Origin of the sequence: Pseudarthrobacter sp. L19 (genome assembly GCF_050859435.1) — a bacterium.
Classification (GTDB): domain Bacteria; phylum Actinomycetota; class Actinomycetes; order Actinomycetales; family Micrococcaceae; genus Arthrobacter.
On sequence record NZ_CP193935.1, the window covers coordinates 2,425,922 to 2,443,904 of the forward strand.

Consider the following 17,983-nt stretch of genomic DNA (forward strand, 5'->3'; position numbering starts at 1 on the left):
CCCAGGGGAAGGGGCAGCGGTCATGTTGGGGGCACCGTGGAAGCTGTGCGCATCGTCGAGGACGAAGTCCGGGAACTGATCCGACGTCGCGGGCTGGATCCGCTGCGGCAGACACTCGAGGTGCGCCGTCTGGTCGATGAGGCCGTACTGGACTATGACGAGCGGGCCCTCCTGGCCCCATTGCCACCGATCGGACCTTTGGACACGGCACGCCGCTTTGTCTTCGACGCCGTCGCCGGGTTCGGCCCGCTGCAGCCCCTTCTGGATGACCCGGCGATCGAGGAAATCTGGCTTAACGCGCCGAACGAGATTTTCGTGGCCCGCAACGGCGAGTCGGAGCTGACGTCGGCCGCCCTCACCGAGCAGCAGGTCCACGATCTGGTCGAGCGCATGCTCAAAAGCTCCGGCCGCCGTCTCGACCTCTCGTCGCCCTTCGTCGATGCATCCCTCCCGGACGGATCCAGGCTGCACGTCGTCATCCCGGACGTGACCCGGCGCCACTGGGCCATCAATATCCGCAAGTTCGTCGTGAAAGCCAGCAGGCTGGAGCACCTCGTCGAGCTCGGCACCCTCACGCCGCAGGCCGCCCGGTTCCTTGGAGCGGCCGTCGCCAGCGGGCTGAACATACTCGTCTCGGGCGCTACGCAGGCAGGTAAGACAACCATGCTGAACTGTCTCGCCGCCAGCATCGGCACTCGGGAGCGCGTGGTCACGGTAGAGGAGATCTTCGAACTGAAGTTCCCTCTCCGCGACGTCGTCGGGCTCCAATGCCGGCAACCGAACCTCGAAGGCGAAGGCGAAATCCCACTTCGCCGACTGGTAAAGGAGGCGCTCCGGATGCGCCCGGACCGCCTAGTGGTCGGCGAGGTCCGGGAGGCTGAAAGCCTTGACATGCTCATCGCCCTGAATTCTGGTCTTCCCGGGATGTGCACCGTCCACGCCAACTCCGCCCACGACGCGGTCACGAAGATCTGCACCCTGCCGCTTTTGGCGGGCGAGAACATCTCCAGCGCCTTCGTCGTCCCCACCGTCGCGTCCTGCATCGACCTCGTCGTCCACTGCAGTCGCCACGCGAACGGTCGCCGGCAGGTAACCGAAATCCTCGCGCTGGGCCGCAGGGTCGAGAACGGAGTTATCGAGTCCTCCATGGTGTTCGAGCTCGACGGCGGCCAGTTGGCAGCCCGGGCGAACTCGATGCCGGCGGCCGAGAAATTCGCCCGGGCCGGATACGACGTCGCGGCACTGCTGGAGTCGCACTGATGGCGCCGCTGCTGGGGCTGCTCGGGGGAGTGGGGCTGCTGTTGATCTGGTGGTCCGCCTGGGAGCAACCGGCCAGGGCACCACGGCCTCAGAAGGTGAACCGCCTGGATGACCTGCTGCGCACCGCCGGCATCGAAAAGGTCAGCAGGGCCGGACTCTTGGCCACCTGCATCGGCGTCGGAGGTTTCGTGTCCTTGCTCTTCTTCGCCGGCACCCGGTCGTGGCCCATCTCCTGTTGCTTCGGGCTGTTCGGAGGATGGCTGCCGTTGGGCGCCGTCAGGTGGCGGGCACGAAAACGGACGGCCGTGCTCCGTGAACTGTGGCCCGACGTCGTCGACCACCTGCGGTCGGCGATCCGCGCCGGGCTGTCGCTCCCCGAGGCCCTGATCCAGCTCGGCGACAAGGGGCCCTCCGAGCTGCGTCCGCTCTTCCAGGACTTTGGCGCCGACTATCGGTCCGGTGGCCGCTTCGACCCGGCCCTGAATCGGCTTAAGGAACGGCTCGCCGACCCCGTCGCCGACCGCATCGTGGAAGCTCTGCGCCTCACCCGCGAGGTGGGTGGCTCCGATCTTGGGCGCTTGCTCGGTACCCTCGCGGACTTCCTGCGTGAGAATGCCCGTACCCGCAGCGAACTGGAGGCGCGCCAGTCCTGGACTGTCAACGCCGCCCGCCTCGCCGTCGCCGCACCCTGGATTGTGCTCGTTCTGCTCGCCAGCCGGCCCGAAGCGGTCGCCGCCTACAACACGGCTGCCGGTGCCGCCGTGCTGGTCGGAGGCCTGGTGGTCTCGCTCGTCTGTTACACACTGATGCTCCGGATCGGCGCCCTTCCTCAGGACGAACGGGTGCTCCGATGAGCGCGCTGCTGGCCTCCGCGGCGGCGTGCGGTGCCGTGCTCGGAGCCGCGCTGTGGCTGGTGCTGGTGCGGTTGCCGTTCATGCGGCCGGTCAGCTTTACCGAACGGATCGCCCCGCAGCTTCGCTCCTACAGCGTGCAATCCCGGCTCCTGCACGAGGCACCCCGGAATCTCACTCCCTTCGGACCCCTGGAACGCATCCTTCGGCCCGTCCTCGGCGACTGGATGCGGGCTCTGGGCCGGCTCAACCCTGGAACGACCGCCCTGAACCGCAGGCTGGTGCGCGCCGGGAGTGACAAGACCGCCGTCGAGTTTCGCGCGGAACAACTGCTCTGGGCCGCCGGAGGATTCGTGGGTGCGGTGGCCATAGTCCTGATCAGTGGTCTGGCCGTGCGGCTGAACCCGCTCTTCGCGGTCCTGATCGTCGTCGCCGCGGGTCTGGCCGGCTTCATGCTCCGGGACTACGCGCTCGGTGCCCGCATCAAGAAGCGTGAGGTCCGCATGATGGCGGAGTTCCCGAGCGTCGCCGAGCTGATGGCCCTGGCCGTGAGCGCCGGCGAGAGCGCCACCGGGGCGCTGGACCGGGTGTGCCGCCGCACCCAAGGGGAACTGGCCAAGGAGTTCGGCCTGGTGCTCGCGTCCACTAGGGCGGGCCAGCGCTGGTTGAAGCCCTGCAGGAATTCTCCGCCCGGACCAATCTGGCCCCGCTGGTCCGCTTCGTCGACGGACTCATCGTCGCGGTCGAGCGGGGCACACCGCTGGCGGAAATCCTCCGGGCGCAGGCCCAGGACGTCCGAGACGCCGCCAAGCGCGACCTCATGGAATCTGCAGGCAAAAAGGAGATCGGCATGATGGTTCCGCTCGTCTTCGGCGTGTTGCCCCTGACGGTCGTCTTCGCCGTTTTCCCGGGCCTGGCGGCCATCACCCTGGGCCTCTGACGGGCGAGCCCGCCCACGAATCGAAAGAACATCAAGAACATCAGCAGCACAAGAAAAAGGGGAATCACATGGCAACACAAACACATCCGGCTCGCGTCATGAACAGGCTGCTTTTCGCGCTCCTCTGGTGCGCGGGTGCGGCGCCCGTGAAGCTCCACAAGGGCAAGCGGGCTGGAGGCGACCCCCGGGAGCGGGGTGACGTCCCCGGCTGGGTGATGATCACGCTGATGTCTGCCGTCCTGGTCGCCGCCCTCCTCGCCATCGCCGGGCCAGCTCTCGAAGGGCTCTTCAATCAGGCGATGCAAAAGGTCGGGCAATAGGCGGTGATACACGCACCGGCAGGTGACCCGCCGCGGGCGCCCGACGGCGGTGGCAGGGGAACGGGGAGCCGGAACGACAGGGACGAGGACCGCGGGGCCCGGCGGATAGGACTCTCGCGCCGCCCGGCCCGGCGAAAAGCAGTGCGGTCCGTCCCGATCCGGCGCCGCGACGGCCAGTCAGCCCAGAGCCAGCACCCCGAGCGGGGTTCCGCCGTGGTCGACTTCGTGATGGTCGGCGCCCTTGCGACCGTGTTCTTCCTGGCCATCGTCCAGCTCGCGCTCGTCCTGCACGTCCAGAACACCCTGATTGACGCCGCTGCCTCCGGGGCGCGGTACGGCACGCTCGCCGACCGGGGCGCAGGCGACGCGAGGGAACGCACAGCGCACTTGATCGGCGTGGCGCTGACCTCTGACTTCGCCCGCGATGTCAGCACGGGGGAGGCCAGCTACGGTGGAATCCGCACCCTCGAGGTGACCGTCCGTGCCCCGCTGCCCGTCATCGGCCTGATCGGTCCGACCGGGATGCTGGAGGTGAAGGGCCATGCCGCCTTCCAGCCGTGAAGCCGTGGCTGTCCCGGACACTGAATCCCCGTCAGTCCCGGACCCTGACGGAGCCGGGACCAACCCGGAACAGGGGAGCGCCGTCGTCGAGTTCACCTTCCTCGCGCTGCTCCTGATGGTCCCCGTGGTGTACTTCGTCATCACGCTCGGCCAACTGCAGGGCGGGTCGTTTGCCGTGGCCGGGGCCGCGGACCAGGCGGCCAAGGTCTTCGTCGCCCAGACCGACGCCGGGGCGGGGCGTGCCGCGGCGGAACAGGCCGTCCAACTCGCGCTCGCCGACTACGGGCAGCCCGCGGGCAATGCCACCCTGGAAACCGTCTGCAGTTCCCCTGACTGCACCGCCGCCGGATCCGCCGTCACCGTGACGGTCCGGCTCACCGTCCCGCTGCCGTTCGTGCCGTTCGGCGAGGCGCTGCGGCTCGACGCCGGACACCTGAGCGCCACCGCCACCCAGATCGTCGGACGGTTCCGCTGATGGGGCCGCGGACAGGAAGTAGAAAGACGGCGCCGCAACAGCCGGAGGACGCCCGCGAGGCCGGCCAGCTGATGGTCCTGATCATCGGCTATGTCCTGATCGCCCTGCTGATCGTCACCGTGGTTGCCGCGGCCTCCAGCGTGTACCTCGAACATAAGAAGCTGCTCTCCCTCGCCGACGGCGCCTCGATCGCCGCGGCGGACAGCTTTACCCTGGGCCAGATCGACGGCAGCTCCGGTACCCCGACGGCCATCCTCAGCGGCCCGCGGGTCCGCAGCACCACCCTCGACTACCTCACCCGCGACGGCGCCTACGCCCGCTTCAACGGCCTGGCCGTCACGCCGGCGACCGGCAGCCCCGACGGGGCTACCGCCGTCGTGGTCCTCAGCGCGGCGGTGCACCCGCCGATCGTCAATTTCCTGGTCCCCGATGGCATCAGGATCGAGGCGACGTCGACGGCGCGGTCCCGGCTGACGCGCTGACTCGCAACCGGGGTAGGCTTGAAAAACCATGGCAAACATTGATTTTCCCGCTGAAATCCGCGCCCTGCGCGCCACCTACGCCTCGATCGAGAACGTCTCCAACGTCGAGGCGCTCAAGGAAGACATCGCTGAACTGAGCGAGCGCGCCGGCGAGCCGAATCTCTGGGACGATCCCTCCGCCGCGCAGGTCATCACCTCGAAGCTCTCCCACAAGCAGTCCGAACTTGAGCGCCTCAACAAGCTTGCGGCCCGCATCGATGATCTCGAGGTGCTCGTGGAGCTCGGCCAGGACGAGGGCGACGAGGATTCGATGGGGGAGGCCGCCGCGGAGCTCGAGATCCGTCCGCAAGGCGCTCGCCGACCTCGAAGTGGTCACCCTGCTCTCCGGTGAGTTCGACGAACGCGAAGCCGTGGTGACCATCCGGGCCGGCGCCGGCGGCGTGGACGCCGCGGACTTCGCCGAGATGCTGCTGCGGATGTACCTGCGCTGGGCCGAACGCCATGGCTACCCGACCACCATCATGGACACCTCCTACGCCGAAGAAGCCGGCCTGAAATCGGCCACCTTCGAGGTCAAGGCTCCCTACGCCTTCGGCACGCTCAGCGTCGAGGCGGGCACCCACCGACTGGTCCGGATCAGCCCCTTCGACAACCAGGGCCGCCGCCAGACCTCCTTCGCCGCCGTCGAGGTCATCCCGCTGATCGAATCCACCGACTCGATCGAGATCCCGGACAACGAGATCCGCGTGGACGTCTTCCGCTCCTCCGGCCCCGGCGGCCAGTCGGTCAACACCACCGACTCCGCGGTACGCCTGACCCACATCCCCACCGGCACCGTCGTGTCGATGCAGAACGAGAAGTCCCAGCTGCAAAACCGCGCCGCCGCCATGCGCGTCCTCCAGTCCCGCCTGCTGCTGCTGAAGAAGGAGCAGGAGGATGCCGAAAAGAAAGCCTTCGCCGGCGACGTCAAGGCCTCCTGGGGCGACCAGATGCGCTCCTACGTCCTCAACCCCTACCAGATGGTCAAGGACCTGCGCACCGAACACGAGGTGGGCAACACCTCGGCCGTATTCGACGGCGAGATCGACGACTTCATCGACGCCGGCATCCGCTGGCGCACCGACAACCGCAACGCGGAGAAGTAAACCCCGCGGCCCAGCGGCCCAAATTCCCGCGACACGCCACCGCCCTCCGGCCGGCGCGCCGGGGCCGGTGCGTATAGTCGGAGGGCCGGTGCCCTATTTCCCCCAAAAGAAAGCCCGCGCCCCGGCGGCAGAACTGGTCTGAAAGATGCCCGGCTCCTGCTGGGTACATAGGGTCATGATCCGCTTCGAAAATGTCACCAAGGTCTACGACCAGAAGGCGCGGCCGGCGCTGGATTCGATCAACCTTGAGATCGACCGGGGAGAGTTCGCCTTCCTCGTGGGGGCCTCTGGCTCCGGCAAGTCCACCTTCCTGCGCTTGGTCCTCAAGGAGGACCGGGCCTCCTCCGGTGCGGTCTACGTCGCCGGCCAGAACGTGGCCCGGATTTCCAGCTGGCGGGTGCCGCGGCTTCGCCGGGGGATCGGCGTCGTCTTCCAGGACTTCCGCCTGCTGCCGCAAAAGACCGTCTTCGCCAACGTCGCCTTCGCCATGCAGGTCATCGGCCGCAGCCGCAGCGTCATCCGCGAAACCGTGCCCGAGGTCCTCAAGACCGTTGGCCTCGAGGGCAAGGAAAACCGCCTCCCGCACGAACTTTCCGGCGGCGAGCAGCAGCGCGTGGCAATCGCCCGCGCCGTCGTCAACCGCCCCGGCATCCTGCTGGCCGACGAACCCACCGGCAACCTGGACCCCACCACCTCCATGGGCATCATGGGCGTCCTGGACAAGATCAACCAGAACGGCACCACCGTGGTGATGGCCACCCACGACGACGACATCGTCAACGAAATGCGCAAGCGCGTCGTCGAACTCCGCAACGGCAAGGTCATCCGCGACGAAGCCCGCGCCCTCTACACCTCGATGATCCCCACGGTGGGCCAGGCCCGCCGGGCCGCGACGCAAGCGTCCGGGACGAGGAGGAACACCGGACGGCGGCCCGGCCGGCACCACCACGGCCAAGGCCGACGACGCCGGGGAGGTCCAGCTGTGAGGCTCGCCTTCATCCTCGGGGAAATCGGCAGCGGCCTGCGCCGCAACCTCTCCATGGTGGTCTCGGTCATCCTGGTCACCTTCGTCTCGCTCACCTTCGTCGGCGCGGCCGGCATGCTCCAGCTGCAGATCAACCAGATGAAGGGCTACTGGTACGACAAGGTCCAGGTGGCGATCTTCCTCTGCAGCGACGGATCGACGGCGCCCGGCTGCGCCTCCGGCCCGGCCACCCAGGAGCAGCAGGACAACCTGCGCAAGCTCCTGCAGTCCCCGTCCGTGGCCCAGTACGTCAACGACTTCCAGTACGAATCCAAGGACGACGCGTACAAGCACTTCAAGGAGCAGTTCTCCAACTCGCCGATCGTCGACTCGGTCACCCCGGACCAGCTCCCGGCCTCCTTCCGGATCAACCTCAAGGACCCGGAGAAGTACCAGGTCATCAGCGAGAACTTCTCGTCCCAGGCCGGCGTGGAGTCCGTCATCGACCAGCGCCAGCTGCTGGAACGGCTCTTCTCGGCCATGAACGCCGCCTCGCTCGTGGCCGTCAGCATCGCCGGCGTCATGATCATCTGCGCCATCCTGCTGATCGCCACCACCATCCGGCTCTCGGCCTTCAGCCGCCGCCGGGAAACGGGCATCATGCGGCTGGTCGGCGCCTCCAAGACCGTCATCCAGCTGCCCTTCATCCTCGAGGGCGTTATTGCCGCAGTGATCGGTGCGGCCCTGGCCTCCGGCACGCTCTGGGCCGTGGCAAACTTCTTCCTCAACGGTTTCCTGTCCAAGCAGTACCCGGACACCGCCTTCATCTCCCCGGGCCAGACGCTGATCCTTGCCCCCGCCCTGATCGGGCTGGGCATCGTGCTCGCCGGAATATCATCGCTCCTGACCCTCCGCCGGTACCTCAGGGTCTAGCCGTGCGCAACGTAGAGGAACTGCCCATGACACCGAAGGCACGACGCACCGCAGCGGCCCGCAAGGCCCTCCGCCACAGCCGGCTGGTCAGCACCGCCGTCGTGCTGGCCCTCGCCGCCAGCCTCGGCGCGCCCGCGCCGCTGGCCGTGGCGGACAACCTCGAGGACCAGCAGGCCGCCCTGCGGGACCAGGCCGCCCGGGTCCAGGACTCCCTCGAATTCGTCGACGCGAAGATCTCCCAGGCCGCGGCCGACCTGGTGGTGTACCAGGGCCAGCTGCCCGGGGCCCAGCAGTCACTCCTCGAGGCCCAGGGCAGGGTGGCCGGGGCAGTCAAGGAAGTTGACGCCCTCGCCGCGCGGGTGGACCTGGCCCAGCAGAACAAGGCCAAGATCACCCAGCAGCTCCAGAACGACCAGCAGAAGATCACCGAGACCAAGAAGCTGATCGGCCAGATCGCCACCCAGGCCTACAAGTCCGGGGGCGTTCCCTCCAACCTCTCGCTCTTCTTCGGCTCGAACCAGGGCGGCAGCCTCACAGACACCATCGACCTGGCCGACCAGGCGCTGCGCAGCCAGAACTCGGCGATGGACAAGCTCACCCAGCAGAACGCCACCAACGTGAACTCCCAGGCGCGGCTGCAGGCGGTGGAGGCCGAGATCAAGGACCTCAAGTCCAAGGCCGACGCCGCGCTGGAGCGGGAAAAGGCGGCCCGGGACGAGGCCGAGGCCAAGAAGGCCCAGGTCGACAAGCTCATCGCCGACACCACCCGGATCAACGCCGAACTCCAGGCCGCCAAGCCTGGCATCCAGAACCAGCTCGCCCAGGTCAAGGCCCAGCAGGACGCCGTGGCCGCCGAAATCGCAGAGCGGGACCGCAAGCTCCGCGAGGCGTGGCTGGCCGAACAGCGCAGGATCGCCGAGGCCGCCGCGGCGGCAGCGGCCGCAGCAGCCAAGGCCCAGGGCCAGGCGCCGCCGCCCCAGGCACCTTACGTTCCGCCCGCACCGGGTCCCATCTCGGCATTCGGGCTGCGGCACCCCTTCGCGGCCAACATTCCGATCACCTCCGGCTTCGGCTGGCGGGCGACGCCGCCGGGCACCATCGACTTCTACGGCCAGGGCGGCTACATGCACACCGGCATCGACTTCGGTGCCACCTGCGGCACCCCGGTCTACGCCGCGGCAGCGGGCACCGTGTTCTCCGCCGGCTGGGGCAACGACGGCGGCGGCAACCGGGTAAAGATCTCCCACGGCGTCATCCAGGGCAACTCACTGACCACCGTCTACTACCACAACACCTCCGTGGTGGTCTCGGTCGGCCAGCAGGTCAGCCAGGGACAGCTCATCGCCTACTCCGGCACCACCGGCAACTCCACCGGCTGCCACGCCCACTTCGAGACCTGGGTCAACGGCCAGGCGGTCGACCCCATGGGCCTGCTCTAAACTGGAGTGAATTGCACCATCGATTGAGGAGTTAGCACCGTGCCCAAAGAAAGTGGCCGGAAGGCAGTGGCCACCAACCGCAAGGCCCGGCACGACTACCACATCCTGGATACCTACGAGGCAGGCATCGCGCTCATGGGTACCGAGGTCAAGTCCCTGCGCGAGGGCCACGCGTCCATGGTGGACGGGTTCTGCACCTTCTACAACGGCGAGCTCTGGATGGAAGCTATCCACATCCCCGAGTACCACCAGGGGAGCTGGACCAACCACGCCGCCCGCCGCCGTCGGAAGCTGCTCCTGCACCGCGAGGAACTGACCAAGATCGAGCACAAAGTCCGTGAGTCGGGCTTCACCATCGTGCCTTTGCAGCTCTACTTCGTGGACGGTCGGGCAAAGGTGGAGATCGGCGTCGCGCGCGGCAAGAAGGAATACGACAAGCGCCAGACCCTGCGCGAACAGCAGGACAAGCGCGAGGCCTTGCGCGTCATGCGCGAACGCAACCGCCGCTAAGGCCGGGCCGCGCCGGCCGCCGGCCGCGGGAATGATTCCGGTGGCGGCTGCGTTATCATTGAGTGTCCGTGAGGGATCCACAAGGTCCCGAACGGCGGGTTATGGACGTTTGATAACTAAACACGGGGATGATCGGTTTCGACGATGTTAGTCGCGACAGGTGAAGCGGGCCGAGGATGCAGAATTATCTCGTAAACGCTGTCTGCAAACCAATAAGTGCCGAATCAAAACGCACTGACTTCGCTCTCGCTGCCTAAGCAGTAAGACAGTCCGTCAGCCCGAGGTTGCTATTGCCCCGGATCCTGGCGTCATTTAGATAGCCACTGCTGTTTACCCCCGTCATCGGGGTAAACGGGACTCTTAGATGACTGGGCCCGGATCAGCCACCTGTTTGCAGGATGGCTGGGGCCGAGAAAATCCGACGCAAACTGCGCCCGGAGAAGCCCTGACAACACGACATCGGACGGGGGTTCAATTCCCCCCATCTCCACCAACCCAGCGAAACGGCCGGAAGCTTCTGCTTCCGGCCGTTTCGTCGTTAACGCCGCTTGAGGTGGGACACCTGGTCCGTGTGCTCATCGACGATGTGCTTGGCTTTTTCTCGGCCCGTTTTTCCTTGATGGTCTTGACCGGCTTCTTGCTCTGGTGCCGGTGCGGCGACTTATCAGGCATGGCGCACTCCCTCAACAGAAACGGGCCCGGGATGAACCCGTTCGTTCAGGCTACGCCCCGGGTACGGCCACGTCCACGACGCCGACAAACCGGGTTCCGACGCCCTCGTACTCGCTCCGGACGTGGTTGGGGGCCAGCTCCGGCAGCTCGAAGGGGAGTGCCGTTCGCAGCACACCCAGCTGAACTCGGGCCACCACTTCTTCGGCCGCGCGGCCTCCGAGTAGCCGCAGACGGTGCAGGTGAGCTGGACCCACACCGGCCGCTTGCCGGTCCGGTTGGCCTTGGACTGGCGCAGCCACGCCGGCGGGCTGTCCAGCAGTTCGGCGAGTTCGGCGTCGGAGAGCCGGGCGGGGAGGCCGTGGCGGCTGGCCATTTCCAGCGGAATATCGAGGACCTGGGCTGCTTCGCGGCGGGTAATCATCCGTCAATTTTACGCGACGGTGGAAGAAGCGGCGCCGCAGTGCCCCGGACGACGGCGGTGCAGGATACCCGCGGGCCCCCGGCGGGGCGCCCGGTGCTAGGCTCAGGGCACCGGATCAGGAAGGCACGAACCATGCCCGGCACCCCCGCCGCACCCATGACAAGCCTGCAGAAGCGCGTGCTCTACGTGGCGATCGTGGCCTCCTTCATCGCCTTCCTGGACGGCTCCGTGGTGAACCTGGCCCTGCCGGCCATCAGCCGGGAACTCGGCGGCGGACTGGTGGTCCAGCAATGGGTGGTCGACGCCTACCTGCTGACCCTCGGCGCGCTGATCCTGGTGGCAGGATCCCTCTCCGACCAGTTCGGCCGCGTCCGGGTCCTCGAATGGGGGCTGGCGGGGTTCACCGCCACGTCCATCCTGTGCGGGGTGGCGTGGAACGGCGAGTCGCTGATCATCTTCCGCGGCCTCCAGGGTGTGGCAGGTGCGCTGCTGGTGCCCAGCTCCCTGGCGCTGATCGTCACCATCTTCAGCGGCCCCGCCCAGTCCGCCGCGATCGGCAAGTGGTCCGCGTGGACCTCCGGCGCGATCGTCGCCGCCCCGCTGCTGGGCGGGATCTCCGTGGACGTCTTCACCTGGCGGGTGATCTTCTTCCTGAACATCGTTCCCGCCGCCGCCGTGTGGCCGGCGCTGCGCCGGTTGCGCGCCCAGGACCTGGAGCGGCCTCCCGGCAGCAGCATCGACGTCGCCGGCACGGTCCTCGCTGTCGTCGGCTTGGGCGGGATCGTCTATGGCTTCATCGAGCGCGGCAGCCAGGGCTGGGGCTCCCCGCAGGTGTGGCTGCCGCTGGCCGTGGGCATCGCCGGACTCGCAGCGTTCCTGGTGCACGAGGGCCGGACCCGCGCGCCAATGATGCCGCTGCGGCTCTACACGGTGCGGAACTTCGGCTGGGGTAACGCCGCCACCCTGGTCATCTACGGGGCACTGAACCTGGGCTTCTTCGTCCTGGGCCTCTACCTCCAGCAGGTGGCCGGGCTCGGCGCCACCGCCGCCGGTTTGGCGCTGCTGCCCTCCACGCTGATCCTGCTGCTGCTCTCGTCCCGGATGGGGGCGCTCTCCGGACGTTTTGGCCCCCGCTGGTTCATGACCGCCGGGCCGCTGCTCTGCGCGGCCGGCTTCCTGCTCATGCTCGGCATCGGCCTGCCCCTGGACTATGCGTGGCAGGTCCTGCCCGGCGTCGTGGTCTTCGGGATCGGCCTCGCCGTGACGGTGGCGCCGCTGACCTCGGCCATCCTCGGCGCGGTCCCGCCGGAGGAGGCCGGGATCGGCTCGGCCGTGAACAACGCCGTCGCCCGCATCGCCGGGCTGGTGACCATCGCCTTCGCCGGGCTGATCACCGGGCCGGTGATCACCACCGCGGGGTTGCACGCGACGTCGCTGGTCACCGCCGCGCTCTTCGTCGCCGGCGCCTTGGCCTCCGCCGTCGGAATCCGGAATCCGCCGCAGCCCGCGGAGGCGTCCGCCGGGACTGCAGCAGACGGGACTGCGCCAGACGGCGGGGGAGTCTCCGGGGCTAGCGGAGACTAGCGGCAGGTCAGCTGCCGGGTTCTTCCTCGTCGGTTGACTCCGGGTGCACCCACAGGGCGTCCGCGACCCCGTCGGCGAGATCGAGCTCCCGGGATCCGTCCGGTCCGGCGATCCGCACCATCAGGGGCCCGCCGAACGGCTTCCGGCCCAGCACCGCGACGGCGGCGTCCAGCTCGATCCGTTCGGTCGCCAGATAGCGCAACAGGTCCGGGTTCTCGTCGCTGATCCGCGTGATGCGGCCGCCCTGGCCGTCGGCCAATTCGCTCATCCGGACGGCCAGGGGCATCAGGACCGAGCCGTCGGCCGCGGGGATGGGATCGCCGTGAGGATCGCGGACCGGGTGGCCGAGCTTGGCGGCCATCCGGTCGATGAAAGTGTCCGAGACCGCGTGCTCCAGGGTCTCCGCCTCGTCGTGGACCTCGTCCCAGCGGTAGCCGAGCTCCTGCACCAGGAACGTCTCGATCAGGCGGTGCCGCCGGACCATGGACAGGGCCAGCCGCTCACCGTCCGCGGTAAGGGTGACGGCGCCGTAGGGCTTGTGGTCCACCAGACCCTGCTCCTTGAGCTTGCGGACCATCTCCGAAACCGAGGAGTTCGCGACGCCGAGGCGCTGGGCCAGCTGCGTGGAGGTGATCGGCTTGTCCTGCCACTCCGTGAAGGTGTAGATGACCTTGACGTAGTCCTCGATCGAGGAAGAAGGCGGGCTGGTTTTCACAGCCCCTAGCCTACCGTCCGGCCGCACCGGTGAACGTGAACCACAGCAGCGCCAGGTTCAGGGCCACCACCAGCAGCACGCTGACCACGGACGCGATCCGCAGCGGCAACCGGTCGACGAAGCCGCCCATCAGCGGGGTACTGCTGGTCAGCACCACCAGCGGGACCAGCATGAACGGGATGCCGAAGCTCAGCACCACCTGGCTGAGCACCAGCGCCCAGGTCGGGTCGAAGCCCACCGCCAGCAGCACCACGGCGGGCACCAGGGTCACGAGCCGGCGCACCATCAGCGAAATCCTGATCTTCAGGAGCCCCTCCATGATGGTTCCGCCGGCGTAGCAGCCCACCGAGGTCGAAGCCAGGCCGGAGGCGAGCAGTCCGACCGCGAAAACCACACCCACCACCGGTCCCAGGCTGGCGCTGATGGCGGCGTGGGCGCCCTCGATGCTGTCCGTGCCCTCCACCCCGCCGAGGGTCGACGCGGCCAGCAGCAGCATGCCGATGTTGACGATCCCGGCCACGGCCAGCGCCGCGATGACGTCCCAGCGGGTGGCGCGGACCAGCCGGTCCAGCGCGTGCTGCGGAACGTGCCGGTGGCGGTCCGGGCGGTGCCGGTCCCGGGAGAGCGCGGAGTGGACGTAAATGGCGTGCGGCATGACGGTTGCGCCCAGCATGCTGGCGGCCAGCAGCACGGTGTCCGGGCCGCGGAACCCGGGGACCAGTCCGGAGAGGACCCCGGACGGGTCCGGCGGGCTGATGAACAGCCCGGCCAGGAAGCCCACCGTGATGATGCCCAGCAGGCCCATGATCACCAGCTCGAAGGGCCGCTGCCGGTTCCGGCTTTGCATGGCCAGCAGCGCCATGGAGATGCCGCCGACGACGACGGCGCCCAGGGGAGGGGGAGGCCGAAGAGCAGGTAGAGGGCGACGGCGCCGCCCACCACCTCGGCCAGGTCAGTGGCGGCCGCGACGATCTCGGCCTGGACCCAGAAGGCGCGCCGCCAGCCGGGACGCAGGCGTTCCCCGAGCAATTCCGGCAGGCTGCGGCCCGTGACGATGCCGAGCTTGGCGGACTGGTACTGCACCAGGACGGCGACGACGTTGGCCACCACCAGCACCCAGACCAGCAGGTAGCCGAACTGGGCGCCGGCGGTAAGGTTGGCCGCCACATTGCCGGGGTCCACGTAGGCGATCGCGGCGACGAAGGCCGGTCCCAGCAGCCCCAGCAGGGCGCGGCGGTGCCCCTTCCTGCCACGGACCGGGCTCCGGCCGCCGGCGGCGGGATCCTGTCCGGCGAGGTGCAACATTGCAGGCTCCTGCGGCTGATGGGTCCAATGATTTCCGTATGCCTGAACAAAAAGTTAGGCATACCGAAATCATAGGCTCAGACCTTGACCACGCGCCAGCTTTGGGTGAGGTAGGGCAGGGCCAGCGTCTCGCCGGGACCGTGACCGAGGTGCTCGTACAGGTACCACTGGAGGTTGGCCAGCACCTTGGCCCGGGTGGCCTCCCCGGCCCGCAGGAAGTAGCTGCGGGACTTGGCCAGCTCCAGGATCTCCTCCGGCGTCACCGGGTCCTCCCACCGGGTCAGGTGGCTCTCCAGCCCGGTGAACTCGGGCCCGACCGGTGGGCGGAACGAGGGTTTGTGGACGTCCCCGGCGTGCATGATCCGGGACAGCCGGTGCACCCACGGTACGGAGGTGTCCAGCTGGTTCCAGATCAGCCCGAGCACCCCGTGCGGCCGCAGGATGCGGGCGGCCTCGGTGCTGGCCTGCAGCGGCTCGCACCAGTGCCAGGCCTGCGCCACCGTCACCAGGTCGAACGCCGACGCCGGGAGCCCGGTGTGTTCGGCGGTCCCCACCGTGGCCGGAACGCCCGGGAGGATTGCGCGGAGCTGGTCCAGCATGTCCGCCGATGGGTCGACGGCGGCCGTGGCCAGGCCGCGGTCCACGAGGAGGGCGGTGAACTTTCCGGTGCCCGCACCGACGTCGGCCGCGTCCCGGGCTCCGGCGGGGATCAGCCAGTCGGCGGAGTCGGCGGGATAGCCGGGCCGCACCCGGTCATAGTGTTCCCCGCCGTCCTGGAAGCTCGCTCCGAGCTCCTTCCGCCGGGTCTGATGCAGTTTGGGGCCGCCGCCTGCCACGTGAACTCTCCTTCGGCAGCTCGGGAAGATACCCGTCGAATCTACCGTAAACCGGCTATTCGGGGCCGTCGAGGGTGCAGGGGGCTGCCCCGGCGGTGCCGGGGGTGTTGGGCGCCCAGTGCGGGTAGCTGCGGGTGTCGTTCGCCGGTACCCAGCGCCCGGCATCCACCACGTAGTCCCAGCCCAGGCCGTCCCGTCGTAGCGTCCGCAGCGCGGCCAGCAGCCGCTCGGCGTCCTCGAGCCGGGAGCCGAGGCCGAAGCTGGCGCGCAGCGACCCGGCGGGAAGGCCCAGCCGCTTGAGCAGCGGATGCGCGCAGAACCGGCCGTCCCGCACGCCGATCCCGTGCTCGGCGGACAGGTACGCGGCGACGAGGCCGGCGTCGTACCCCGCGACCGAGAAGTTCACCACGCCGATGGTCCCGTGGCCGTCCCCGCGGTCGGTCTCCTCGAAGATGTGGTGCACGCTCACGCCGTCGATCTCCCGCAGGCCGTCGGCAAGGAAGGACCGGATGGCATCCTCATGGCCGTGCCAGGATGCTTCGTCCAGGGCGGCGACCGCCTGCGTGGCGCGGGCCAGGGCGGCCGCGCCGAGGACGTTGGGTGATCCCCCTCGTGCCGTGCCGGTCCGGTGGTCCAGCTGACGGCGTCCAGCCGGGCGTCGCGGACGGCGCCGCCGCCTGCCAGGTGCGGCGTTCCGGCGTCGAGCCAGTCCGGCCGCCCCACCAGGACACCCGCGCCGAACGGGGCGTAGAGCTTGTGCCCCGAGAAGGCGACGTAGTCGATGCCGTCGGCCGCGACGTCGATCCGGCGGTGCGGGGCCAGCTGCGCGGCGTCGACGACAATCCGGGCCCCGTGCTCGTGCGCCAGCGCCGCCAGCTCCCGGACGGGCAGGATCTCGCCGGTGACATTCGACGCGCCCGTGACCGCGAGCAGGCTGATGCCGCCTGCGGCCAGCTCCGCCCGGAGCCGCGCCAGCGTCCCGGCCAGGGTGGGCGCGGCGACGACGCTGCGGTGCGGAACGCCCTGCCACGGCAGCAGGTTCGCGTGGTGTTCGATGTCCAGGTACAGGACCTCGCCCAGGTGCCGGCCGCCGGCGGTGGGCAGGCACCCGGCCAGGAGGTTCAGCGAATCGGTGGTGTTCCGGGTGAAGATGACCGCGTCGTCGGGCCGGCCGCCGACGAAGTCCCGCACGATGGTCCGCGCGTTCTCGTAGACCGAGGTACTCAGCTGGGAGGCGTAGCCGGCACCGCGGTGGACGCTGGCGTAGTAGGGCAGGATCTCGTTGAGGTAGGCGGAGACCACGGACAGGGCGGGGGTCGAGGCGCCGTAGTCCAGATTGGCGTAGCGGACGTGGCCGCCCTGGATCAGCGGAGCCTGGATCTCGGCGCCGGTCACGGCGGCCAGCGGGGCGCGGGCGGCAGATACGGCCGTGGGGGTGGATGCTGGGGACGAAAAAATGGCAGTCGACATGGGACCTCGCTCGAAAAGGACCCCGCGTGCAGGGGATCCGCGCTTGCCGGGTCCGCTCCGGACCGGCCAGGTCGTCACCCGGGGCACCCCGCCGCGAAAGAGGGTTGCCGGCCAGCAAACCGGGGTTTAGCGCTGGCACTCGTGACCTGTTTCGAGCCTAGGACACAAGTGCCGCGCCCCGGAAAGGGGCGCGGCAATGTGAAGCGCTGTGTTACGCGGAACCGGCCCCCAGAAAAGGCCCTGCTCTAGAGCAGGTCGTCGAGGTTGGGGTTGAGCCGCTTGAGGACCTCGGAGTGCAGGATCGAGTTCGTGGCCAGGGCGTTGCCGCCGAACGGGCCGTCCTCGCCCTCGAGGGAGGTGAACCGGCCGCCGGCCTCAGTGACGATCGGGACCAGGGCGGCCATGTCGTAGAGGTTCAGCTCCGGTTCGCAGGCGATGTCGACGGCGCCCTCGGCCACCAGGCAGTAGGACCAGAAGTCGCCGTAGGCGCGGGTGCGCCAGACTTCCTCGGTCAGGCCCAGGAATTCGTCGAGGTTGCCGCGCTGCTTCCAGCCGCCGAGGCTGGAGTAGGAGAGGGAGGCGTCCGAGAGGTCCAAGACGTTGGAGACCCGCAGCCGGGTGGCGGCGGCCAGCGAGCGGCCCGTGTAGGCACCGGCGCCCTTGGCGGCCCACCAGCGCTTGCCGAGGGCAGGGGCGCTGACGACGCCGACCACCGGCTCGCCCTCGTCCACCAAGGCGATCAGGGTGGCCCAGACCGGGACGCCGCGCACGAAGTTCTTGGTGCCGTCGATCGGGTCGATGATCCAGCGGCGGGAGCCGTGGCCCGAGCTGCCGAATTCCTCGCCCAACACGGCATCGCGGGGGCGGGAGCGGGAAAGCTGGCCGCGGATGGCTTCCTCGGCGGCCTTGTCGGCGTCGGTGACCGGCGTCAGGTCCGGCTTCGTCTCGATTTTGAGGTCAAGGGCCTTGAAGCGGCTCATGGTCTGGGAATCGACCGAGTCCGCCAGGACGTGGGCAAGGCGCAGGTCATCGTTGTAGCTCGACGCGGGTTGGCTCATGCTTCCAAACTACCGTCTAAACGCGCCCCGGCCGGGGAGGCC

The 17,983-nt window shown here is 68.7% G+C and carries 14 protein-coding genes, 1 other RNA gene, 5 pseudogenes and 1 riboswitch; of the genes and pseudogenes, 14 read left to right on the forward strand and 6 right to left on the reverse strand.

The window, feature by feature from the left end; translation table 11 throughout:
• Positions 1 to 36: 36 nt before the first annotated feature.
• The 13 genes and pseudogenes from ACRQ5B_RS11520 (at position 37) to ssrA (ending at position 10,373) form a co-directional block, all read left to right on the forward strand.
• Complete coding sequence (locus tag ACRQ5B_RS11520) at positions 37 to 1,260, forward strand: CpaF family protein (RefSeq protein WP_432393945.1); 1,224 nt, start codon at positions 37 to 39, stop codon at positions 1,258 to 1,260.
• A complete protein-coding gene (locus ACRQ5B_RS11525) occupies positions 1,260 to 2,114 on the forward strand; it encodes a type II secretion system F family protein (protein ID WP_432393947.1) in 855 nt (284 codons plus the stop codon). Before ACRQ5B_RS11520 ends, ACRQ5B_RS11525 begins: the two co-directional genes overlap by 1 nt.
• Positions 2,111 to 3,051, forward strand: a pseudogene (locus ACRQ5B_RS11530) (type II secretion system F family protein). Before ACRQ5B_RS11525 ends, ACRQ5B_RS11530 begins: the two are co-directional and overlap by 4 nt.
• Before the next feature lie 68 nt (positions 3,052 to 3,119).
• Positions 3,120 to 3,371: a hypothetical protein gene (locus ACRQ5B_RS11535; RefSeq protein WP_432393949.1), complete on the forward strand. Its 252-nt coding sequence runs from the start codon at positions 3,120 to 3,122 to the stop codon at positions 3,369 to 3,371.
• A gap of 141 nt (positions 3,372 to 3,512) precedes the next feature.
• Positions 3,513 to 3,932: a TadE/TadG family type IV pilus assembly protein gene (locus tag ACRQ5B_RS11540; RefSeq protein ID WP_432393951.1), complete on the forward strand. Its 420-nt coding sequence runs from the start codon at positions 3,513 to 3,515 to the stop codon at positions 3,930 to 3,932.
• Entirely contained in the window at positions 3,913 to 4,407 is a 495-nt protein-coding gene (locus ACRQ5B_RS11545; protein WP_432393953.1) for a hypothetical protein, read from the forward strand. The genes ACRQ5B_RS11540 and ACRQ5B_RS11545 overlap by 20 nt, the downstream gene beginning before the upstream one ends.
• Positions 4,407 to 4,889: a pilus assembly protein TadG-related protein gene (locus tag ACRQ5B_RS11550; RefSeq protein WP_432393955.1), complete on the forward strand. Its 483-nt coding sequence runs from the start codon at positions 4,407 to 4,409 to the stop codon at positions 4,887 to 4,889. Before ACRQ5B_RS11545 ends, ACRQ5B_RS11550 begins: the two co-directional genes overlap by 1 nt.
• Positions 4,890 to 4,917: 28 nt before the next feature.
• Positions 4,918 to 6,034 (forward strand): peptide chain release factor 2 gene (gene prfB, locus ACRQ5B_RS11555; protein ID WP_290257335.1). Its coding sequence is split into 2 segments (ribosomal slippage): positions 4,918 to 5,226 and positions 5,228 to 6,034, totalling 1,116 coding nucleotides; the frame shifts between segments, so codons are not numbered across the junction.
• Between the two features lie 175 nt (positions 6,035 to 6,209).
• Positions 6,210 to 6,998: pseudogene (gene ftsE, locus ACRQ5B_RS11560) on the forward strand (cell division ATP-binding protein FtsE); the annotation flags it as partial.
• A gap of 18 nt (positions 6,999 to 7,016) precedes the next feature.
• Positions 7,017 to 7,931, forward strand: coding sequence for a permease-like cell division protein FtsX (gene ftsX, locus ACRQ5B_RS11565; RefSeq protein ID WP_290257337.1), 915 nt, complete (start codon positions 7,017 to 7,019; stop codon positions 7,929 to 7,931).
• A 26-nt stretch (positions 7,932 to 7,957) separates the two neighbouring features.
• Positions 7,958 to 9,370, forward strand: coding sequence for a peptidoglycan DD-metalloendopeptidase family protein (locus ACRQ5B_RS11570; protein ID WP_377970773.1), 1,413 nt, complete (start codon positions 7,958 to 7,960; stop codon positions 9,368 to 9,370).
• A gap of 39 nt (positions 9,371 to 9,409) precedes the next feature.
• Complete coding sequence (gene smpB / locus ACRQ5B_RS11575) at positions 9,410 to 9,880, forward strand: SsrA-binding protein SmpB (RefSeq protein ID WP_364139060.1); 471 nt, start codon at positions 9,410 to 9,412, stop codon at positions 9,878 to 9,880.
• 124 nt (positions 9,881 to 10,004) lie between these two features.
• Positions 10,005 to 10,373, forward strand: a transfer-messenger RNA (tmRNA) gene (ssrA, locus tag ACRQ5B_RS11580).
• Between the two features lie 229 nt (positions 10,374 to 10,602).
• Here ssrA and ACRQ5B_RS11585 read toward each other — a convergent pair.
• Positions 10,603 to 10,973 (reverse strand): annotated as a pseudogene (locus tag ACRQ5B_RS11585) (hypothetical protein).
• 132 nt (positions 10,974 to 11,105) lie between these two features.
• Between ACRQ5B_RS11585 and ACRQ5B_RS11590 the strand changes: the two are divergent.
• Complete coding sequence (locus ACRQ5B_RS11590) at positions 11,106 to 12,557, forward strand: MFS transporter (RefSeq protein ID WP_432393959.1); 1,452 nt, start codon at positions 11,106 to 11,108, stop codon at positions 12,555 to 12,557.
• A gap of 7 nt (positions 12,558 to 12,564) precedes the next feature.
• On the opposite strand, the gene ACRQ5B_RS11595 is transcribed toward ACRQ5B_RS11590, so the two are convergent.
• The 5 genes and pseudogenes from ACRQ5B_RS11595 to hisN all read right to left on the reverse strand — a co-directional run bounded on the left by ACRQ5B_RS11595 (position 12,565) and on the right by hisN (position 17,941).
• Entirely contained in the window at positions 12,565 to 13,272 is a 708-nt protein-coding gene (locus ACRQ5B_RS11595; RefSeq protein ID WP_432393962.1) for a metal-dependent transcriptional regulator, read from the reverse strand.
• Between the two features lie 10 nt (positions 13,273 to 13,282).
• Positions 13,283 to 14,577 (reverse strand): annotated as a pseudogene (locus ACRQ5B_RS11600) (Nramp family divalent metal transporter).
• A 77-nt stretch (positions 14,578 to 14,654) separates the two neighbouring features.
• On the reverse strand, positions 14,655 to 15,413 hold the full coding sequence (locus ACRQ5B_RS11605; RefSeq protein ID WP_432393965.1) for a class I SAM-dependent methyltransferase: 759 nt from the start codon (positions 15,411 to 15,413) through the stop codon (positions 14,655 to 14,657).
• A gap of 55 nt (positions 15,414 to 15,468) precedes the next feature.
• A pseudogene (locus ACRQ5B_RS11610) lies at positions 15,469 to 16,883 on the reverse strand (aminotransferase class V-fold PLP-dependent enzyme).
• 34 nt (positions 16,884 to 16,917) lie between these two features.
• Positions 16,918 to 17,030, reverse strand: a riboswitch (SAM riboswitch).
• A gap of 98 nt (positions 17,031 to 17,128) precedes the next feature.
• Positions 17,129 to 17,941, reverse strand: coding sequence for a histidinol-phosphatase (gene hisN, locus ACRQ5B_RS11615; RefSeq protein ID WP_432393968.1), 813 nt, complete (start codon positions 17,939 to 17,941; stop codon positions 17,129 to 17,131).
• Between the last annotated feature and the right edge of the window lie 42 nt (positions 17,942 to 17,983).

Bases quoted from the DNA above. Each gene is read 5' to 3' on its own strand.
- ACRQ5B_RS11535 (WP_432393949.1), top strand. From the start codon at position 3,120: ATGGCAACACAAACACATCCGGCTCGCGTCATGAACAGGCTGCTTTTC.
- ACRQ5B_RS11590 (WP_432393959.1), top strand. From the start codon at position 11,106: ATGCCCGGCACCCCCGCCGCACCCATGACAAGCCTGCAGAAGCGCGTG.
- ACRQ5B_RS11545 (WP_432393953.1), top strand. From the start codon at position 3,913: ATGCCGCCTTCCAGCCGTGAAGCCGTGGCTGTCCCGGACACTGAATCC.
- ACRQ5B_RS11570 (WP_377970773.1), top strand. From the start codon at position 7,958: ATGACACCGAAGGCACGACGCACCGCAGCGGCCCGCAAGGCCCTCCGC.
- hisN (WP_432393968.1), bottom strand. From the start codon at position 17,941: ATGAGCCAACCCGCGTCGAGCTACAACGATGACCTGCGCCTTGCCCAC.
- ACRQ5B_RS11550 (WP_432393955.1), top strand. From the start codon at position 4,407: ATGGGGCCGCGGACAGGAAGTAGAAAGACGGCGCCGCAACAGCCGGAG.
- ACRQ5B_RS11525 (WP_432393947.1), top strand. From the start codon at position 1,260: ATGGCGCCGCTGCTGGGGCTGCTCGGGGGAGTGGGGCTGCTGTTGATC.